The sequence below is a fragment of the Nocardiopsis sp. TRM 82005 genome (genome assembly GCF_056312425.1).
In genome coordinates, this window is sequence record NZ_JBWDTQ010000018.1 from 81,454 (window position 1) to 97,504 (window position 16,051).

The following is a 16,051-nucleotide window of genomic DNA, read 5'->3' on the forward strand; positions in this document are numbered from 1 at the left end:
GGTTTACCAGTAAATCAACCGGAGCGGGGGAGACCTCACCCACCCCGGCCCCACCCACCAGAGACCGCACCACCCACGCGAAGGACACCATGAGCGACGCCGTCTCGCGCTTCCTCGACAGCTGGTCACACCTGCGCCCCGACCTGGACCTGACCAGCATGGCCGCCATGGGCCGCATCCTGCGCCTGGCCGCCCTGATGAACAACATCACCGAGGACGCACTCGCCGACGCCGAGGTCACCCGCCCCGAATTCGAAGTCCTGGCCGCCCTACGCCGCTCCCCCCAGGGCCTGCGCCCCCGCCAGCTCACCCGCGAGACCATCTCCTCCGGCGCCGCCACCACCAAACGCCTCACCCGCCTGCAAGCCGCCGGGCTCATCACCAGAACCCCCCTGCAACGCGACCGCCGCGAAGTCCAGATCCGCCTCACCGAACGCGGACAAGCCCTGGCCGAGACCCTCTTCGCCGACCAACTCACCCGCGAGGCCAACGTCCTGGACCCCCTCACCGCCGACGAGCGCGCCCAACTGGCCACCCTGCTCTCCCGCGTACTGGCCCCCATCGACCGCGCCTGAGCCCACCCCGGCCCCAAAAACCCCGCGCGCCCAGGTCTGGGGCCGTGCCATGATGCACACTCCCCACCACAGCCAGGAGCCCCATGAGCGCGCCCGACGCCCGCCACACCCTCGTCCACGCCGTCCCCGCCCTGCTCGAGCAGCCCGGCCCCGCCCGCACCGTGCAGCGCCTGCGCGGCGGCACCAAAAAGGGCGTCTACCGCCTCACCCTCACCGACGACACCACCGTCATCGCCTACCTGTGGCACACCAGCCAGGACTACTGGCCCACCACCGGCCAGAGCACCGACCCGGCCGACCCCTTCTCCCACGACTCCGGCCCCGACCTGTTCACCACCGCCCACCAGGCACTGACCGACCTGGACGTGCGCGTACCCCACCTATACGCCCTGGACACCACCGGCACCCACCACCCCGGGGCCCTGGCCGTGGTGGAGGACGTCACCGGCCCCACCCTGGAAGAGCACCTGCACCGCGACCCCGACGCCATGCTCGACGTCCTGGACCGCCTCGCCCACAGCCTGCACACCATGCACGCACACACCGCACCCGCCTTCGGCAAGGTCGCCCACGTCCAAGGCGGCGGCACCCCCGCAGCCCCCTCCTGCCACGACCTGGTCCTGCAACGAGCCCTGACCGACCTGGACGAGGCCGCCGAACGCGACCCGCGCGCCCACAAGGACCGCCCACGCCTCGCCCACACCCTGCACACCCTGGCCGCACGCATCACCCCCCGCGACGAACACGGACTCATCCACGGCGAACTCGGCCCCGACCACGTCCTGGTCGACACCGCCGGCGCCCCCGCCCTCATCGACATCGAGGGACTGATGTTCTTCGACGTCGAATGGGAACACGCCTTCCTGCGCCTGCGCTTTGGCCGCCACCACCCGCGCCTTGCCACCCGCCCCCTGGACGGCGCCCGCACCGACCTGTACGCCCTGGCCACGCACCTGTCCCTGGTCGCCGGGCCCCTGCGCCTGCTCGACGGCGACTTCCCCGACCGCGACACCATGCTCGACATCGTCGAACACAACCTCCACGCGGCCCTGACCACCACCGCCTGAAACACTCACCCCATGGACACGATCCCCAACCTGTGGAACACCGACACCGTCTGGCTCAACACCGCCCAGTACGGCATCCCACCCACACCCGCCCACCAGGCCCTGACCCAGACCCTGGACACCTGGCACGCGGCCACCGGCGACCCCCACCACTGGGGCCGGGAGCTGGAACAGGCCCGCACCAACCTGGCCGCCCTGGTGGGTGCGCCCGCCGACGACCTCACCCTGGGCACCAGCACCTCCCAGATCGCGGGCACCATCGCCGCCAGCCTGCCCGAGGGCGCCCACGTCCTGGTCCCCGAAGGCGACTTCGCCTCCATCGTCTTCCCCTGGCACGCCCAAGCCGACCGCGGCATCACCGTGCAAGCCCTCCCCCTGGACCACCTGGCCCAGGCCGTGGACGAGCGCACCCACCTGGTCGCCTTCAGCCTGGTGCAGTCCGCCACCGGCCGGATCTCCCCCACCGACGACATCGTGGCCGCCGCCCGCGCCCACGGCGCCCTGGTCGTGGCGGACGCCACCCAAGCCGCCGGATGGATGCCGCTGGAGGCCACCGCCTTCGACGCCCTGATCGCCTCCGCCTACAAGTGGTTCATGGCCCCGCGCGGCCTGGCACTGGCCTACCTCTCCCCCGGCCTGCGCAAGCAGCTACGCCCCAACAACGCCGGCCCGTCCGCCGCACGCCACACGCCCTCGGCCATGTACGCCACCGACATGGACCTGTCCCCGACCGCACGGGCCTTCGACACCTCACCCAACTGGTTCGCGGCCGTGGCCGCGGCAGCCTCCACCCAGGTGCTGCTACAGGTAGGCCTGGAACGGGTACGAGAACACAACGTGGCCCTGACCGACCACTTCCGCGCCGCCCTGGACCAGGAACCGGCCCACTCGGCGATCACCTCCACCGACCTGCCCGACGCCGCCCAGCGCCTGGCCCGGGCCGGGATCATCACCACCGAACGCGGCGGCCGCACCCGCCTGTCCTTCCACTTGTACAACACCCTCGACGACGCGGAACGGGCCGCCAAAGCCCTGCACCAGGCCTGAAGGAGAACGGGTGCGGCGCCCAGGGGCACCGCACGCGCCGCACCCTCCCCGCCCGCGAGGGCGCGCTGGCCCCTCGGCCTGGACGGCGCCCCAGAACGTGGACTGTGGCCGGTGCGCAAGGGCGACCGTCGAAGCCGCCACAGAGGTCGAGGAATATCGGAAGCAGGTGGCGCCAAGGCCGCACTGACGGGCAGGTAAAGGCCATGAGCAGGCGCACCGGGACGGACGGAGCAGCCGCGGCCACGCTCCCCTGCTCCGGCCCACAGGCGGACCCGCCCAGCCCGGCCCCGCCCGACCCCGCAGGAGGCACCCCGTGAGCACCACCTCGATCACCACCAGCGTGCAACTCTCCATCAGCCAGCCCGACGCCGACGACATCAAGGTGTTCTGGCACAAGGACAACCCCGAACTCCTGGCCCTGGTCGACGTGGCACCCGGGGTGACCCTGCACCTGCACGACGACAGCAGGGACCGCCCCTACCTGGACAAGCTGATCGCGACCCTGTCCCAGGTGCGCGACCGTATGTCTGAGCAGGACCAGGGCCTCTGAGCGGGGGACCTCACGCTGTTCTTCGTGCCCTGACCGGGGGACGGCGGCCTGGACACGGCAGTGCGGCGGCTGGGGCTCCACGTGTCCGGCCACGTAACATGCAGGCATGTCCGATCTGCCTTCGCGCTTGACCGTCGTGACGCTCGGAGCCCGGGACCTGCCAGCGCTCCTCCGGTTCTATCGGGGCCTGGGATGGAGGGAGCTCCCCTCCAGCGGTGACGGCTGGGCGGGCTTCCTCCTCGGCGGCGTGCTGCTGGCCCTGTATCCCATGGAAGAACTGGCCGCCGAGGCGGCGGACGGCGCCCCCGCTTCCTCCAACTGGTCGGGGATCACGCTCGCCTGCAATGTGGACAGCCCCCAGCAGGTGGACAGCGCGTTCGCAGCCGCGGTACGGGGCGGCGCCTCGGTCGTGGCCGAACCGGTGGACCGCCCGTGGGGAGGCCGCTCCGCCTACATCGCTGACCCGGAGGGCAACCGCTGGGAGATCGCGTGGGCCTCGGGTGCAAGGTTCGACGACCGCGGTGCGCTGACCGGCTTCGGCGACTGAGAACCGGCCCTGGGAAAACGACTACAGCGCCTCCTCGCCGGGAGTCCTCCGTCACCGCTTCAAGAAGCACCTGTCCCACTTCGACTCCCAGTTCGCCCACATCGTCGACGCGGGCGGGCCCGCCGTCTACGAGGCGATCCGCGCGGTCATCGACGAAGGCCCCTTCGACGACCGGTACGGCACCATGTACGGCTACGCCTACAAGTTCCAGCGCCCGACTTCCTGCCGTGCTACGGCGAGTGGAGCCTCACCGAGTGCCACAAGGCCCTCCAGTAGTGGGAGGCCCTCACCGACGAGCACGAGGCGGACCTGGACCCCTCTGTCCTGGAGGCCGCCGAGTCCTGCATGGACTGGTGCAGGGCCGCCTCCGCGGCCGGACGGGGCGGCGTCGGCTTCCTCAGCTGATTCAGCTGAGGAAGCCGACGGACCCGCGCGCCCGCAGCCGTGCGGTGGCGGACACGGCCGCCCGCAAGCGGGCCCCCTCGGTCGATCAGCCGCCCCATCAGCGGGCTAGGAGAGGCCGAACAGTGCCGTGTAGGTGTCCATCCGCAGATGGGCGCCCTTGAGCAGGGCGGTCTGCTCGGCGCCGAGGACGCCGGTATCAGCGGTGTAGGAAGCTCCCCCGGTGGGGCCCAGCGGCAGGGAGATGCCGGGGGCCGCGGGTCGGTAGGTGGCCAGCTCGGTACCGCCGTTGACGAGGGTGCCGATGTTGGCCGCGACCACCTCGGCGTGGTCCCCGGCGGCCTTGGCCATGTTGGCTTCCGGCAGCGCGGTGAGGTCGCCGAGGGCGAACACCCGCTCCTGGCCCCTCACGCGCAGCTCGCTGGTGACCTCGACGTGGCCGCTGTCGAGTCGGGCGGACGCCAGCTGCCCGTGCGCAGGTAGCCGCTGTTGGGCGCCACCCCGTAGCAGCGGAACCAGAGGTCGGCCTCGATATCCCGGCCGGACCGGGTGGTGGCCGTGAATTCGGTGACCGTGCCGGGCTCGGTCGGGGGTGAGCGCGCAGGGAGGTACCGATGACCAGTTCGACACCGAGCCGGTCGAGCTGGCCGCGCAGTTCGGCCCGGAACTCGCCGGAGAAACCGCCGGCGAGGATGTCGTCGGCCGGGTCAACGATCGTGACGGCCTTCTCGGGCCAGGAGGCCTTGATCTCCCCGGCCAGTTCCAGTCCGGCGGGTCCCGCGCCGAGCAGCAGGACCCCTTTGGCCTCCTCCAGGGATGCGTGGGTGGCGCGCAAGGTGGCGACGTTGTGCACGAAGCAGTTCCGTGGCTCGACCAGGACGACGTCGGCCACCTCGTCCAGCTCCTTGGCGGCCGCGGTGCCGCCGTATCCGCCTCCGATGACCACAACGGTGGTGTTCACAAAACCCCTTAGTTCGCACTACATACTGTTCTGCTTATGAAATAATTAGTTCGCAGCACGAACGAATGTCAAGTATTCTGGCAGCGGAGGCACACCCATGACCCACACGAGCCACGTCTGCCAAGCCGGCACCGACAACCCGGCGAGCGGCCCAGCAGCCCACAGCGAGCCAGAGGACACCGCGACCAGGGACCACGCGAACGGCGAAACGGCGAACATGGGCCTCACGGTCGCCCTGGTGCGGTTGTCACACCTGGTACAGCGCGTGTTCGGCGAGGTCAGCCGCGACTACGAGCTCACCCCCCAACAGACCCAGCTGCTGTGCCGCCTCATCGACGGCCCCGTCGGGATGGCCAAACTGAGCCGCATGCTGGACCTGGAGAAATCCAGCCTCACAGGGCTCGTGGACCGGGTCGAAAAGCGCGGCCTGCTCACCCGCACGCGCAGCAGCCAGGACAGGCGCGCCTACCAGGTCGCACTGACCCACCAAGGACATCAGCTCGGCGCCGCCACCCATGCCAGCGTGACCGCCCGACTGGAAACACTCGTGGGCCAGGCCGACCCAGCCGACCGGCAACGACTGACCGGCCTGATCACCCACATGCTCTCCCAGCCCGCGCACGGACACGACTGACCCGCGGCGGACCAGGCCCCCGTCCACACACCCGGACCCCGTTGCCAGCGCGCGAACGACAGCCGTGCGCTGACCCCACCAGACAAGGACCCCCCATGAGCACACCCACCCCCCACGCCGAAGGCATGCTCACCGTCAGCGACGGCCACAAGCTGTACTGGCACGAGTACGGCAACCCCCACGGCCAACCCGCCCTGGTCCTGCACGGCGGCCCCGGCACCGGCTGCCACCCCGGCTACACCCGCTTCTTCGACACCGACCACTACCGCATCATCATGCTCGACCAGCGCGGCAGCGGACGCTCCACCCCCAACGCCCGCCACCTGAGCACCGACCTGACCACCAACACCACCCATCACCTCATCGACGACATCGAGGCCCTGCGCGCCCACCGCGACATCAACACCTGGCTGGTCCTGGGCGCCTCCTGGGGCTCCACCCTGGGCCTGGCCTACGCACAAGCCCACCCCGACCACGTCAGCGCCCTGGCCCTGGTCGCGGTCACCACCACCACCGCCGCCGAGGTCACCTGGATCACCCACCACATGGGCCGCGTCTTCCCCGAGGAATGGGAACTCTTCCGCCAAAGCGCCGGGGCACACGCCGACCCCACCGACCTGGCCACCGCCTACGCCCGCCTACTGGCCGACCCCGACCCCCGGGTGCGCTTCGAGGCCGCCCGCGCCTGGTGCAGGTGGGAGGACGTACACGTAGCCACCGTCCCCGGCCACACCCCCAACCCCGACTACGACGACCCCGACTTCCGCATGACCTTCGCCCGGTTGGTCACCCACTACTGGAGCAACGCCGCCTTCCTCCAGGACGACCAGCTCCACGACCAGGCCACCACACTCGCGGGCATCCCCGGGGCCATGGTCCACGGCCGCATGGACATCAGCGGCCCCCTGGACACCGCCCACCGCCTCCACCGCGCCTGGCCCGACGCCGAACTCCTGGTGGTCGAAGAGGCCGGGCACGGCTCGGGCACGGTCACCCTCATGGACACCGCCCGCGCGGCCACCGACCGCCTGGCCGCCTCCGAGTACACAAAACGGCCCCACCGCCGACAGTGAGGCCGCACGGCCCCCACCCCCGGGGCCCAGGTCCCTTCCTAGCGCTCCTTGACCAAACGCACCAGCGTCTCGATCTCCTCCTCGGTGTTGAAGTAGTGCACCGAGGCCCGCACCGCCTCATCCACCACCGGATCGCGCTCCCACACCTGGTTCCACACCCGGGCCACACTCACGTGCACCGAAGCCCGCCCCAGGGCGGCACGCACCCGCTCAGCGCTGGCACCCTCCACGGCGAACGTCACGATCCCCGACCGCTGCACCCCCCGGTCCAGCACACGCACCCCGTCCACCCGCGACAACCGCTCACGGGCGTGGTCGGCCAACGCCCCCACCCGCTCCTGGATCGCGGCCAACCCCAGATCCACCGCATAACCCGCGGCCACCCCCAACCCGATCTGGCCGGCCACACTGCGCTCAAAACTCTCAAACCGGCGCGCATCCTCACGCACCCGGTACCCACGCCCCTCCCAATGCGCCGAACTCACATCCACCACCGGCGGCTCACCCAGACCCGAGCCCGCCCGCGCATACAAAAACCCCGTCCCCCGCGGACCACGCAGGTACTTACGCCCCGTGGCCGCCAACACATCACACCCCAACCGCTCCACGTCCAGATCCCACTGGCCCACCGACTGGCACGCATCCAACAAGAACAACGCCCCAGCCCTACGGCACAGCGCCCCGATCCGCGCAGCCGGATTGACCAACCCGTTGTGGGTGGGCATGTGGTTGACCGCCACCACCCGCACCCCGCCCCGGCCCAACTCGCGCTCCAACGCCCCCAGGTCCATCACCCCGGACGCGTCATCCTCCACCACCTGCACCCGCACCCCCCGATCACGGGCGGCCTTGACCATGCCCAACGCGTTACTGGGGTACTCACTGGTGGTGGTCAGCACCCGGTCCCCGGGCTCAAAGGCCACCGAACCGAACGCCAACTCCCACGCCCGCGTGGCACTCTCCACGAAAGCGATCTCCTCCGGGCGCGCCCCCACCATCCGCGCCACACCGGTATAAAAGCCCTCGACCGCCGCCTCAGCACGCTCAGCCGCCTCATAACCGCCGATCCGCGCCTCCAGCAGCACATGCTCCACCACCGCGTCCACCACCGGCTCCGGTGAGAGCGAAGAACCCGCGTTGTTCAGATGCACCACCTCGGCCACCGCCGGAGTCTCCGCACGCACCGCGCCCACATCAATGCCCACCCGTAGCCTCCTCACGTCCCGCACAACACAACGCCACAGAACCTACCCACCCCGCAGCGCGGGCTTTTCAGCGCACCAGCCCGGCCCGGAAGGCGAACACCACCAGCTGCGCCCGGTCCCGAGCCCCCAGCTCGACCATCGACCTGCTCACATGCGTGCGCGCCGTCGCGGGAGAGACCACCAGCCGGGCAGCGGCCTCCTCCGCCCCGCACCACCCCGGCCGACCGGTTCGCCCGCGGCGACATCACCATGGAGGAGTTCATGAAACGCGCCAGCACCCTGAACTGGACCCCGGGCCAAGAACACCCACGCAAGTAACACCCCGCACAGGGCCCTGCCACGCACACCCACACCATGGCCCACACACCCACACCCATCAGCCACAATGGCCCTCACACATCCCACACCGAAAGGGCCATACCACCACCATGCCCATCCCCAAAGCCGAACTGCACCTGCACATCGAAGGCACCCTCGAACCCGAACTGGCCTTCACCCTGGCCCACCGCAACGGCCTGACCCTGCCCTACACCAACGTCCACGACCTACGCCGCGCCTACTCCTTCACCGACCTCCAGTCCTTCCTGGACCTGTACTACGCCCTGATGGACGTACTGCGCACCGAAGCCGACTTCACCGACCTGGCCAACGCCTACCTGGCCCGCGCCGCCCAACAAGGGGTACGCCACGCCGAGATCTTCTTCGACCCCCAAGCCCACACCAGCCGCGGCATCAGCATGGACACCGTCGTCAACGGCCTGGGGGCCGCCCTGGACACCAGCCAGGACACCCACGGCATCAGCACCACCCTCATCCTGTGCTTCCTGCGCGACCGCCCCGCCGCAGAAGCCCTGGACACCCTCCACCAGGCCCACCCCCACCTGGAACGCATCAGCGCCGTGGGCCTGGACTCCGCCGAGGTCGACAACCCACCCGAAAACTTCACCGAAGTCTTCGCCGCCGCCCGCGACCTGGGCCTGCGCCGAGTCGCCCACGCCGGAGAGGAAGGCCCCGCCTCCTACATCTGGCAGGCCCTGAACCTGCTGGGCGCCCAGCGCATCGACCACGGCATCCGCTGCCTGGACGACCCCGACCTGGTCGCACACCTGGCCACCACCCAAACCCCGCTGACCGTGTGCCCACTGTCCAACGTGCGCCTGCGCGCCGTACCCGACATGGCCCAACACCCACTACCCGCCCTGATGGAGGCCGGACTACTGGTGACCGTCAACTCCGACGACCCCTCCTACTTCGGCGGCTACGTCCACGACAACTTCCAGGCCCTGCACACCCACCTGGACCTGAACCAGGACCAGCTACGCCAACTGGCCCGCAACTCCTTCACCGCCTCCTTCCTGCCACCCCAACGCAAAGCCCAACTGATCGCCGAGGTCGACGCCCACCCCCACCCCTGCTGACCCACACACCTGGGGCCCCACCCCGACCGGGGCGGGGCCCGACAACGACCCGATCAGCCAACCCAGGCCAAGCTCTGCCCGTGCTCACCAGCGCGGGCCACCACACGCCCGTCCAACGCCAAGGTGAACCCGCGCTCCGCCCCAGAGCGCGCCCCCACCAAATCCGGCAGCACCCGGGCGCCCTCGTTCGAGATCCAGTGCCCCTCCAACCCCCGCACGGCCTCAACGAACCCATCACGCCGCTCAGCGTCCAGGTAGGCCAGCACCGCGCTGTGAAACACCACCAGCCGCGCACCCCGGGGAGCCTGCCCCGCCACCACGGACAACTGCTCCACCAGGTCACCCGCCACCAGCGACGGCGGCTCGGCAGCCGCCATCCGCGCCGCCGCACGCAACCGCTCCCGGCGCCGCGCCTCCTGCGGCCCCGGCCAGATCAACGCCTCCAACCACCGCACATCCCGCTCCGAACGCACATCCAACGGATTCAGGTCGATCCCCGCCCGCCAGACCACCTGCGGCACGCGCTCAGGAATCGGCACCGGCCCCCGGGTCTCACATTCCAACAACACCGGGCCGCGCTCCGCACCGATCACCTCACCGCCGTCATAGGAGTAGCGGTACCGGTCCGGATACAGGCACAACCCCGCCGACGCCCCCACCTCCACCAGCGCCAAGGGCCCCTCCAACCCCGCCAGGACCGGCAACAAGGTGGCGCACCTGCGCACCTCGTTGGTCTGGGTACGGCGCTCCAACACCACCTGGCGCACCGACTCCCAGTGCTCCACCAGCCAGGCACGAAACCCCTCCCACGAGGAGACCGGCCCGCCCAGGAACCGCACCGCACCCAACAACAGGTTGGGCTGGCGCTTGTTACCTGCGGGCAACGAGGAGAGCAGGCCCAGAACCTGCTCGTCCCCGGCCACAGCGCGGGCAATGCGCGCATACGCAGGAGCCGCACCAGCCGCGTAGTCGTCCGCGAAACCCCGGTACTGCTCCACGATGCGCTCCACACCCGCACCAACGTCGGCGACGTGCTCCACGATGCACTCCTCGAATCGGGGGACAGGCAAGTGCTGTAGACCTACCATTCCTCAACGGTGTGCGGAAGTGGACCTTCAGCACACGTCGAAGGCCCGAAAGAGGGCTGGTGCATCGAAGGCCGGGCAGTCAGGGGCAGGTGTCGGTCGCGCACCGGGCGACCGGTTCACCGTCGCTGTCCACAACCTCGCGACCGCCCAGGGGTTCGCTCAGTGAGATCCAGTCCCGGACCATGCCGTAGTCCTCCTGGCAGAAGGCGTCGCCGATACCGATGGAGGCGCGAACAACGACTGTGTCACCCTCCTCCTGGGCGTAGGCGGATGTGTACCGCCACGCGCACGCGCCGGGTTCGATGTAAGCGGTCAGTGTGAGCTGGTCCTCGTCGTAGGAGTAGGCGCGCAGACGCCCCCCGCGTGAGCCGCTCGTGGTGAGCCAGGCGGTGGAGGTTGTCTGGGATGCTTGCGCCGTGGGCCCGGCCGGGGGAGAGGCATCGATGGGTGCCGTGTCCTGGGTGAGCTGGTTGTCGGATCTGTCATCCCAGGTCATGGCCCAGGCTACGAGCCCCATGACGATCATGAAACCCGCACTGAACCGGTAACCCGCGTAGGCCAGGCCGGAGGGCCCGTTGTGCTCGGGGTGACGGTACCGCCAACGATTCAGGCTCCAGATGACCTGTGGCTTGACCAGCACGACTATGGCGCCGCCCAGGAACAGCAGGAGCAGCAGGTGCAGACCGGTCACGGAAGGTCCTCTCCAACAGGGGGCGGCGCGGCTGCGCCCCAGTACCGCTGGTCAACGGTACAGCTCGCCGAGAACCCACCCGGCAGGGCGGGCCAGGCCGTGTGCGTCGCACAGCGCCTGCGCTTGCCTCACTCTCGGGATTCAGGTGCCTCGCGGCGAGCGCTGAGGTGGGAGCCGATCCAGGCACCCAGGAGCGCGGTGGTGGGGGTCGCAGCCAGCACCCACCCACGTCAGGCGCACGGACCGGCACTGCTCGCAGATGACCGTACTCTGGAGCTGCTCCACCTGGCCGGCGAACGCCTCCAGAACCTCCGTGGCCAGGGCGCGACTCCGTGGTGCGCACGTCGGGGCGCAGGTCGGTCATGGCACCTGCCTACCGGTCCGGCCCCAGGGTCTGGGCCGGCTGAACTCCTCCCCGGTCGGTGCGGACGGTCGCACCGCCCTGGCCCGCGTGATGGCCAGGGCGAGCACGAGCGCCACGAACGCGACCCCGCCCGCCCAGGCGGAAGGCGACGCCGGACTCACGCAGCGGGCTGGTGTGGTGGGTCAGGGCCGACCTGGGCAGATCGGGGCCCAGGTCGCTTCTGCGAACACAGCTCCCCGACGGACAAGCCACCGATCCAGCTTCTGCGAACACGCGCGGGACGGCCGCGCCAAGCCGCGGTTCCTGCGGGCGGGGTCTCGCCCACGACACCCCGCCGCGAACGGCGGCCGCGGATCGTACTCGGTGGCCAACTGCACCGACTGCGCCGCCCGCTCCCCCGCCAACCGCTCCACCATCATCAAACCCATGTCGATCCCCGCCGACACCCCGGCCGCAGTGACGTACTTGCCATCCACCACCACCCGCTCCTCCACCGCACGAGCACCCCACCGCCCCAACTCCTCCAACGCCAACCAGTGCGAGGTGGCCCGACGCCCCTCCAACAACCCGGCCGCCGCCAAAACCAACGACCCGGTGCACACCGACGTCGTCCACACACTGGTCGCGTCCACAGCGCGCACCCACTCAACCAAGGGACCACCGTCCATATGACGGGCCTGTCCCACACCACCCGGCACACACACCACATCGGCCCGCTCCACCACCATCACGCACCGGCCCACGCCCAGCGGCCACGAAGACCACCTCGACCCCCGGCGACCCGGCCCACATCTCATAAGGGCCCACCGCGTCCAACAGGGTCACACCCTCAAACAACACGATCGCCACACGCACCACGACCACACCCCCTCATCCAGGCACGACAACACCGCCCCCACCCCGACGAGACAGGGACCACCACACGAAGAACTCACACACCCCGCGAGCGGAACCGCTCCCGGTACTCCGCCGGAGAACACCCCAACACCCGCACGAACACCCGCCGCATCACCTCAGCCGAAGCGAACCCGCACCGCCGCGCCACCGCCACCACCCCGGCCTCGCCCTCCACCAGACACCGCCGCGCCGCCTCCACCCGCACCCGCTCCACATACCGGCCCGGCGTACACCCCACCTCACGCGCGAACACCCGCGCGAACTGGCGCGGCGACAACCCCACCCGCCGCGCCAACGCCTCCACCGACGCCTCAGCCTCCGGATGCTCGACGACCCAGTGCTGGACCTCCCGCACCGCCGGGCGCTGCGCCATCTGCACCGACAGCGGAACCGAGAACTGCGCCTGATGGCCCGGGCGGCGCAAGAACACCACCAGGTACTGCGCCAACGCCAACGCCGCCCGCCGCCCCAGGTCCTGCTCCACCAACGCCAACGCCATGTCGATCCCCGCTGTCACCCCCGCCGAGGTCACCACCCGCCCCTGCCGCACGAAGATCGGGTCCGGCTCCACCCGCACCCGCGGAAACTCCCGCGCCAACCGCTCACAGTGGGCCCAGTGCGTGGTGGCCCTCAACCCGTCCAACACCCCCGCCCGCGCGAGCAGGAACGCCCCCGTGCACACCGACGCCACCCGCCCCGTGCCACCACAGCGCCCGCGCAACCACTCCACCAGCTCGGGGTCCTCATCCCGGGTGCCCTCACCGCCCGGCACCACCAGGGTGTCGATGCGCCCCAACTCCTCCAGCGCCGCCGCGGGCACCAGCCCCAACCCGCTGGAGGAGGTCACCACCGCACCACCCAACGAGGCGGTACGCACCCGGTAACCGCCCTCCGACGCATGTGCCGCACCGGAGAAGACCTCCAGCACACCCGTCACGTCCAGACTCTGCACCCCGTCGAAGACGACGATGACCACCTCGTGTCTCATGGCACCCATACCACCGCGCACCACTCATGACCGCAAGGTCGCCCACCCCACCCTTCCTGCCACCACCCACCCCAGACCAGGCCAACACCTCCGCAAACCGCCGAAAAACCCGCCCCCCCCCGGTCGGCCCCACCGCACCTTCGGCACACATCCCACCCAGGAACCAACCGGACCCACCGGCCGTTTCACCCACACACCGTCCACCCACCGAGACCAAAGTCACGAGAAGATCACGAGAACTCTCACCCGCGCAGGACAATCCCAGGCAGGTGACGACCACACCACACGAACGGACACCCGTGAGGCTCTCCAACCGAGGCAAGCTACACCGCAACCCCAACCACACCCAGGCACCCGCCCAACCCCTCGTGGAGTTCCACGACGTGTCCCTGACCCAAGCCCGCATCCGCCTCCTGGACCACCTGGACCTCACCCTGCGCCCCAGCCAACACCTCGCCCTGGTCGGCCTGTCCACCAGCGCCGCCACCGCCCTGACCCACCTGCTCACCGGTCAAAGCACACCCACCCACGGCCACCTGACCACCCACACCACCCCCCACCTACTCACCACCCACCCCCACCCCACCCTGGCCCACGCCATCACCGGCCACACCCCACCCCGCCCCCACGACCCCCACCTGACCCAGGCCCTGACCCGCACCGGCCTAAACCCCGACCACCTGCACACCCCCATCACCGCCCTTCCCGCCCACCTCAGACCCCGCATCCACCAAGCCCGCGACCTGTACGCCCAGCACACCAACACACGCCTGCTCGTGCTCACCGACCCACCACCCGACCACCCCCAACCCACCCCCACCCCCCACACCGGCCTACTCGTCCTCACCCGCCAACCCGCCCTGGCCCGCACCGCCGACCGCATCCTGCTCCTACACAAAGGACGCGTCACCGAAACCGGCACCCACCACCAACTCCTCGTCCGCGGCGGCGCCTACGCACGCCTGTACGCCCTCACCGGCACCCACCGCACCACCCGCAACGCCCTAGAATGAACGCGTGGCACCCATCGTCAAGGAACTCACCGTCGGCCAGGTCGCCGAGCGCTCAGGAGTCACCGTCTCGGCTCTGCACTTCTACGAGCGCCAAGGCCTCATCCACAGCCGCCGCACCGCCGGCAACCAGCGCCGCTACCGCCGCGACACCCTGCGCCGGGTCTCCTTCATCCGCATCTCCCAGCGCGTGGGCATGCCCCTGGCCCGCATCCGCCAGGCCCTGGACTCCCTGCCCGACAACCGCACCCCCACCCGCGACGACTGGGCCCACCTCTCCGAACAATGGCGCACCGAACTCGACACCCGCATCAGCCAGCTCATCCGCCTACGCGATGACCTGACCAGCTGCATCGGCTGTGGATGCCTGTCCCTGAACACTTGCGCCCTGTCCAACCCCGAGGACGAACTCGCCGCCGCCGGCCCCGGGCCGCGCCGCCTGATGGTCCCCGCCCTCCAGCAGGACACCGACACCCCCTGAAAGGCCGCCCCGAAAAGGGGAACAAGGCACCAAGGGGCCCTCAGCGGCGCCACAACCCCGCCCACCCCCCGACAGGGCCACCCACACCAGGCAGTACAAGCCAAACCACACGCCACCGGAACCGGTGAGCACCGCCCGGCCCACCATCCCCACCGCACCCACCGGCACCACCAGCGCCCACCGCGGAAACCGCCGGGCCACGGGCCACGCACACACCACGAAAACCAGCACGACCCCCAACCCCACACCCGCGTTCGCCCACTGGGCAGCGGCCACCTCACCAGGCCCATAGGGGGCATAACGCGAAGCCGCCACCTGGGGCCCGCCACTCACCCCCAAACGGCCCTGCAAGGCGTAAAAGACCTTGGAGAGCACATACAGCGCGGACCACACCGTCCCCGCCCACACGACCAGGGTCGAACGGGAAGAGCCAAGAGGAAGACCACCGCGCGCCGCCATGCCCACCGTCATGGCCCCACCCCAGCCCGCGGTACCTCCCCCTGACGGAGGAGGCCACCTCCCACGGGCGAGCGCGCACCCCACCCGTGCCGGCTACAACCCGGCCGCCTCATCGCGCCCGCGCCGGGCCAGCTCATCAGCGCGATCGTTGCCCTCGTCCCCGCTGTGCCCGCGCACCCACCGCCACTCGACCTCGTAACGCGAGGCCACCTCGTCCAGGCGCTGCCACAAGTCCACGTTCTTGACCGGTTTCTTGTCCGCCGTCTTCCACCCGCGCCGCTTCCAGTTCTGCATCCAGGAAGTGATCCCGTTACGCACATAGGAGGAATCGGTGTGCACCAGCACCGGCAGGGGCTTCTTCAAACTCTCCAGCGCCCGGATGGCCGCCATCAACTCCATCCGGTTGTTGGTGGTCTGCTCCTCACCCCCGTACAGCTCCTTCTCGTACTCGCCATAGCGCAGCCACACACCCCACCCTCCCGGGCCGGGGTTCCCACTGCACGCCCCGTCGGTGTAGACCACCACTTGCTGCGCCGGCCCACTGCCGGCCTCGTCCCCATTACACATGCCGGGCAATCTACCGTCCTCCACGGT

At 70.2% G+C, this 16,051-nt stretch carries 18 protein-coding genes and 2 pseudogenes; 11 read left to right on the plus strand and 9 right to left on the minus strand.

All coding sequences use genetic code 11. From position 1 onward, the window contains the following. Nucleotides 1-89: 89 nt before the first annotated feature. The 6 genes from AC0T5L_RS15040 (at nt 90) to AC0T5L_RS15065 (ending at nt 4,300) form a co-directional block, all read left to right on the plus strand. Nucleotides 90-575 (plus strand): MarR family winged helix-turn-helix transcriptional regulator, encoded by a 486-nt coding sequence (locus tag AC0T5L_RS15040; protein WP_476166094.1) that lies wholly within the window; start codon nt 90-92, stop codon nt 573-575. Nucleotides 576-658: 83 nt separating this feature from the next. After that, nucleotides 659-1,642 carry a phosphotransferase family protein gene (locus AC0T5L_RS15045; protein ID WP_476166095.1) on the plus strand — a complete coding sequence of 328 codons (984 nt, stop codon included), beginning with the start codon at nt 659-661 and terminating at the stop codon, nt 1,640-1,642. Between the two features lie 12 nt (nt 1,643-1,654). Beyond that, the gene (locus AC0T5L_RS15050) at nt 1,655-2,689 is read left to right on the plus strand and encodes an aminotransferase class V-fold PLP-dependent enzyme (RefSeq protein WP_476166096.1); all 1,035 of its coding nucleotides are present in this window, start codon (nt 1,655-1,657) and stop codon (nt 2,687-2,689) included. A gap of 313 nt (nt 2,690-3,002) precedes the next feature. Continuing rightward, nucleotides 3,003-3,239 carry a hypothetical protein gene (locus AC0T5L_RS15055; RefSeq protein WP_476166097.1) on the plus strand — a complete coding sequence of 79 codons (237 nt, stop codon included), beginning with the start codon at nt 3,003-3,005 and terminating at the stop codon, nt 3,237-3,239. Between the two features lie 106 nt (nt 3,240-3,345). Further along, nucleotides 3,346-3,786: a VOC family protein gene (locus tag AC0T5L_RS15060; protein WP_476166098.1), complete on the plus strand. Its 441-nt coding sequence runs from the start codon at nt 3,346-3,348 to the stop codon at nt 3,784-3,786. 100 nt (nt 3,787-3,886) lie between these two features. Continuing rightward, nucleotides 3,887-4,300 (plus strand): DUF7691 family protein, encoded by a 414-nt coding sequence (locus AC0T5L_RS15065; protein ID WP_476166210.1) that lies wholly within the window; start codon nt 3,887-3,889, stop codon nt 4,298-4,300. Here AC0T5L_RS15065 and AC0T5L_RS15070 read toward each other — a convergent pair. Both AC0T5L_RS15070 and AC0T5L_RS15075 read right to left on the minus strand, forming a co-directional pair. Beyond that, nucleotides 4,297-4,599: a hypothetical protein gene (locus AC0T5L_RS15070; RefSeq protein WP_476166217.1), complete on the minus strand. Its 303-nt coding sequence runs from the start codon at nt 4,597-4,599 to the stop codon at nt 4,297-4,299. The two genes, AC0T5L_RS15065 and AC0T5L_RS15070, sit on opposite strands and share 4 nt — an antisense overlap. A 250-nt stretch (nt 4,600-4,849) precedes the next feature. After that, nucleotides 4,850-5,149: pseudogene (locus AC0T5L_RS15075) on the minus strand (hypothetical protein); the annotation flags it as partial. A 97-nt stretch (nt 5,150-5,246) separates the two neighbouring features. Between AC0T5L_RS15075 and AC0T5L_RS15080 the strand changes: the two are divergent. Further along, nucleotides 5,247-5,783, plus strand: a complete 537-nt coding sequence (locus tag AC0T5L_RS15080) for a MarR family winged helix-turn-helix transcriptional regulator (protein WP_476166099.1) — start codon at nt 5,247-5,249, stop codon at nt 5,781-5,783. A 95-nt stretch (nt 5,784-5,878) separates the two neighbouring features. Then, complete coding sequence (pip, locus tag AC0T5L_RS15085) at nt 5,879-6,856, plus strand: prolyl aminopeptidase (RefSeq protein ID WP_476166100.1); 978 nt, start codon at nt 5,879-5,881, stop codon at nt 6,854-6,856. Between the two features lie 38 nt (nt 6,857-6,894). Here pip and AC0T5L_RS15090 read toward each other — a convergent pair whose 3' ends face one another. Next, the gene (locus AC0T5L_RS15090) at nt 6,895-8,061 is read right to left on the minus strand and encodes an aminotransferase class V-fold PLP-dependent enzyme (protein WP_476166101.1); all 1,167 of its coding nucleotides are present in this window, start codon (nt 8,059-8,061) and stop codon (nt 6,895-6,897) included. Nucleotides 8,062-8,128: 67 nt separating this feature from the next. Next, nucleotides 8,129-8,263, minus strand: a pseudogene (locus AC0T5L_RS15095) (DNA-binding response regulator); the annotation flags it as partial. Nucleotides 8,264-8,489: 226 nt separating this feature from the next. Here AC0T5L_RS15095 and AC0T5L_RS15100 point away from each other — a divergent pair. Continuing rightward, nucleotides 8,490-9,479, plus strand: coding sequence for an adenosine deaminase (locus AC0T5L_RS15100; protein ID WP_476166102.1), 990 nt, complete (start codon nt 8,490-8,492; stop codon nt 9,477-9,479). Between the two features lie 53 nt (nt 9,480-9,532). On the opposite strand, the gene AC0T5L_RS15105 is transcribed toward AC0T5L_RS15100, so the two are convergent. The 4 genes from AC0T5L_RS15105 to AC0T5L_RS15120 all read right to left on the minus strand — a co-directional run bounded on the left by AC0T5L_RS15105 (nt 9,533) and on the right by AC0T5L_RS15120 (nt 13,507). Continuing rightward, nucleotides 9,533-10,519, minus strand: a complete 987-nt coding sequence (locus tag AC0T5L_RS15105; protein WP_476166103.1) for a DUF2332 domain-containing protein — start codon at nt 10,517-10,519, stop codon at nt 9,533-9,535. Nucleotides 10,520-10,646: 127 nt separating this feature from the next. Further along, the gene (locus AC0T5L_RS15110; protein WP_476166104.1) at nt 10,647-11,258 is read right to left on the minus strand and encodes a DUF6199 family natural product biosynthesis protein; all 612 of its coding nucleotides are present in this window, start codon (nt 11,256-11,258) and stop codon (nt 10,647-10,649) included. Nucleotides 11,259-11,804: 546 nt separating this feature from the next. Next, nucleotides 11,805-12,419, minus strand: coding sequence for a DJ-1/PfpI family protein (locus AC0T5L_RS15115; RefSeq protein WP_476166105.1), 615 nt, complete (start codon nt 12,417-12,419; stop codon nt 11,805-11,807). 134 nt (nt 12,420-12,553) lie between these two features. Continuing rightward, on the minus strand, nt 12,554-13,507 hold the full coding sequence (locus AC0T5L_RS15120) for a GlxA family transcriptional regulator (RefSeq protein ID WP_476166106.1): 954 nt from the start codon (nt 13,505-13,507) through the stop codon (nt 12,554-12,556). Nucleotides 13,508-13,806: 299 nt separating this feature from the next. Here AC0T5L_RS15120 and AC0T5L_RS15125 point away from each other — a divergent pair, with 299 nt between their 5' ends. Both AC0T5L_RS15125 and soxR read left to right on the plus strand, forming a co-directional pair. Further along, complete coding sequence (locus AC0T5L_RS15125; RefSeq protein ID WP_476166107.1) at nt 13,807-14,520, plus strand: ABC transporter ATP-binding protein; 714 nt, start codon at nt 13,807-13,809, stop codon at nt 14,518-14,520. Nucleotides 14,521-14,524: 4 nt separating this feature from the next. Further along, the gene (gene soxR / locus AC0T5L_RS15130; RefSeq protein WP_476166108.1) at nt 14,525-14,998 is read left to right on the plus strand and encodes a redox-sensitive transcriptional activator SoxR; all 474 of its coding nucleotides are present in this window, start codon (nt 14,525-14,527) and stop codon (nt 14,996-14,998) included. Nucleotides 14,999-15,550: 552 nt separating this feature from the next. Here the strand turns inward: soxR and rnhA are convergent. Further along, nucleotides 15,551-16,024 carry a ribonuclease HI gene (gene rnhA / locus AC0T5L_RS15135; protein WP_476166109.1) on the minus strand — a complete coding sequence of 158 codons (474 nt, stop codon included), beginning with the start codon at nt 16,022-16,024 and terminating at the stop codon, nt 15,551-15,553. Nucleotides 16,025-16,051: the final 27 nt, after the last annotated feature.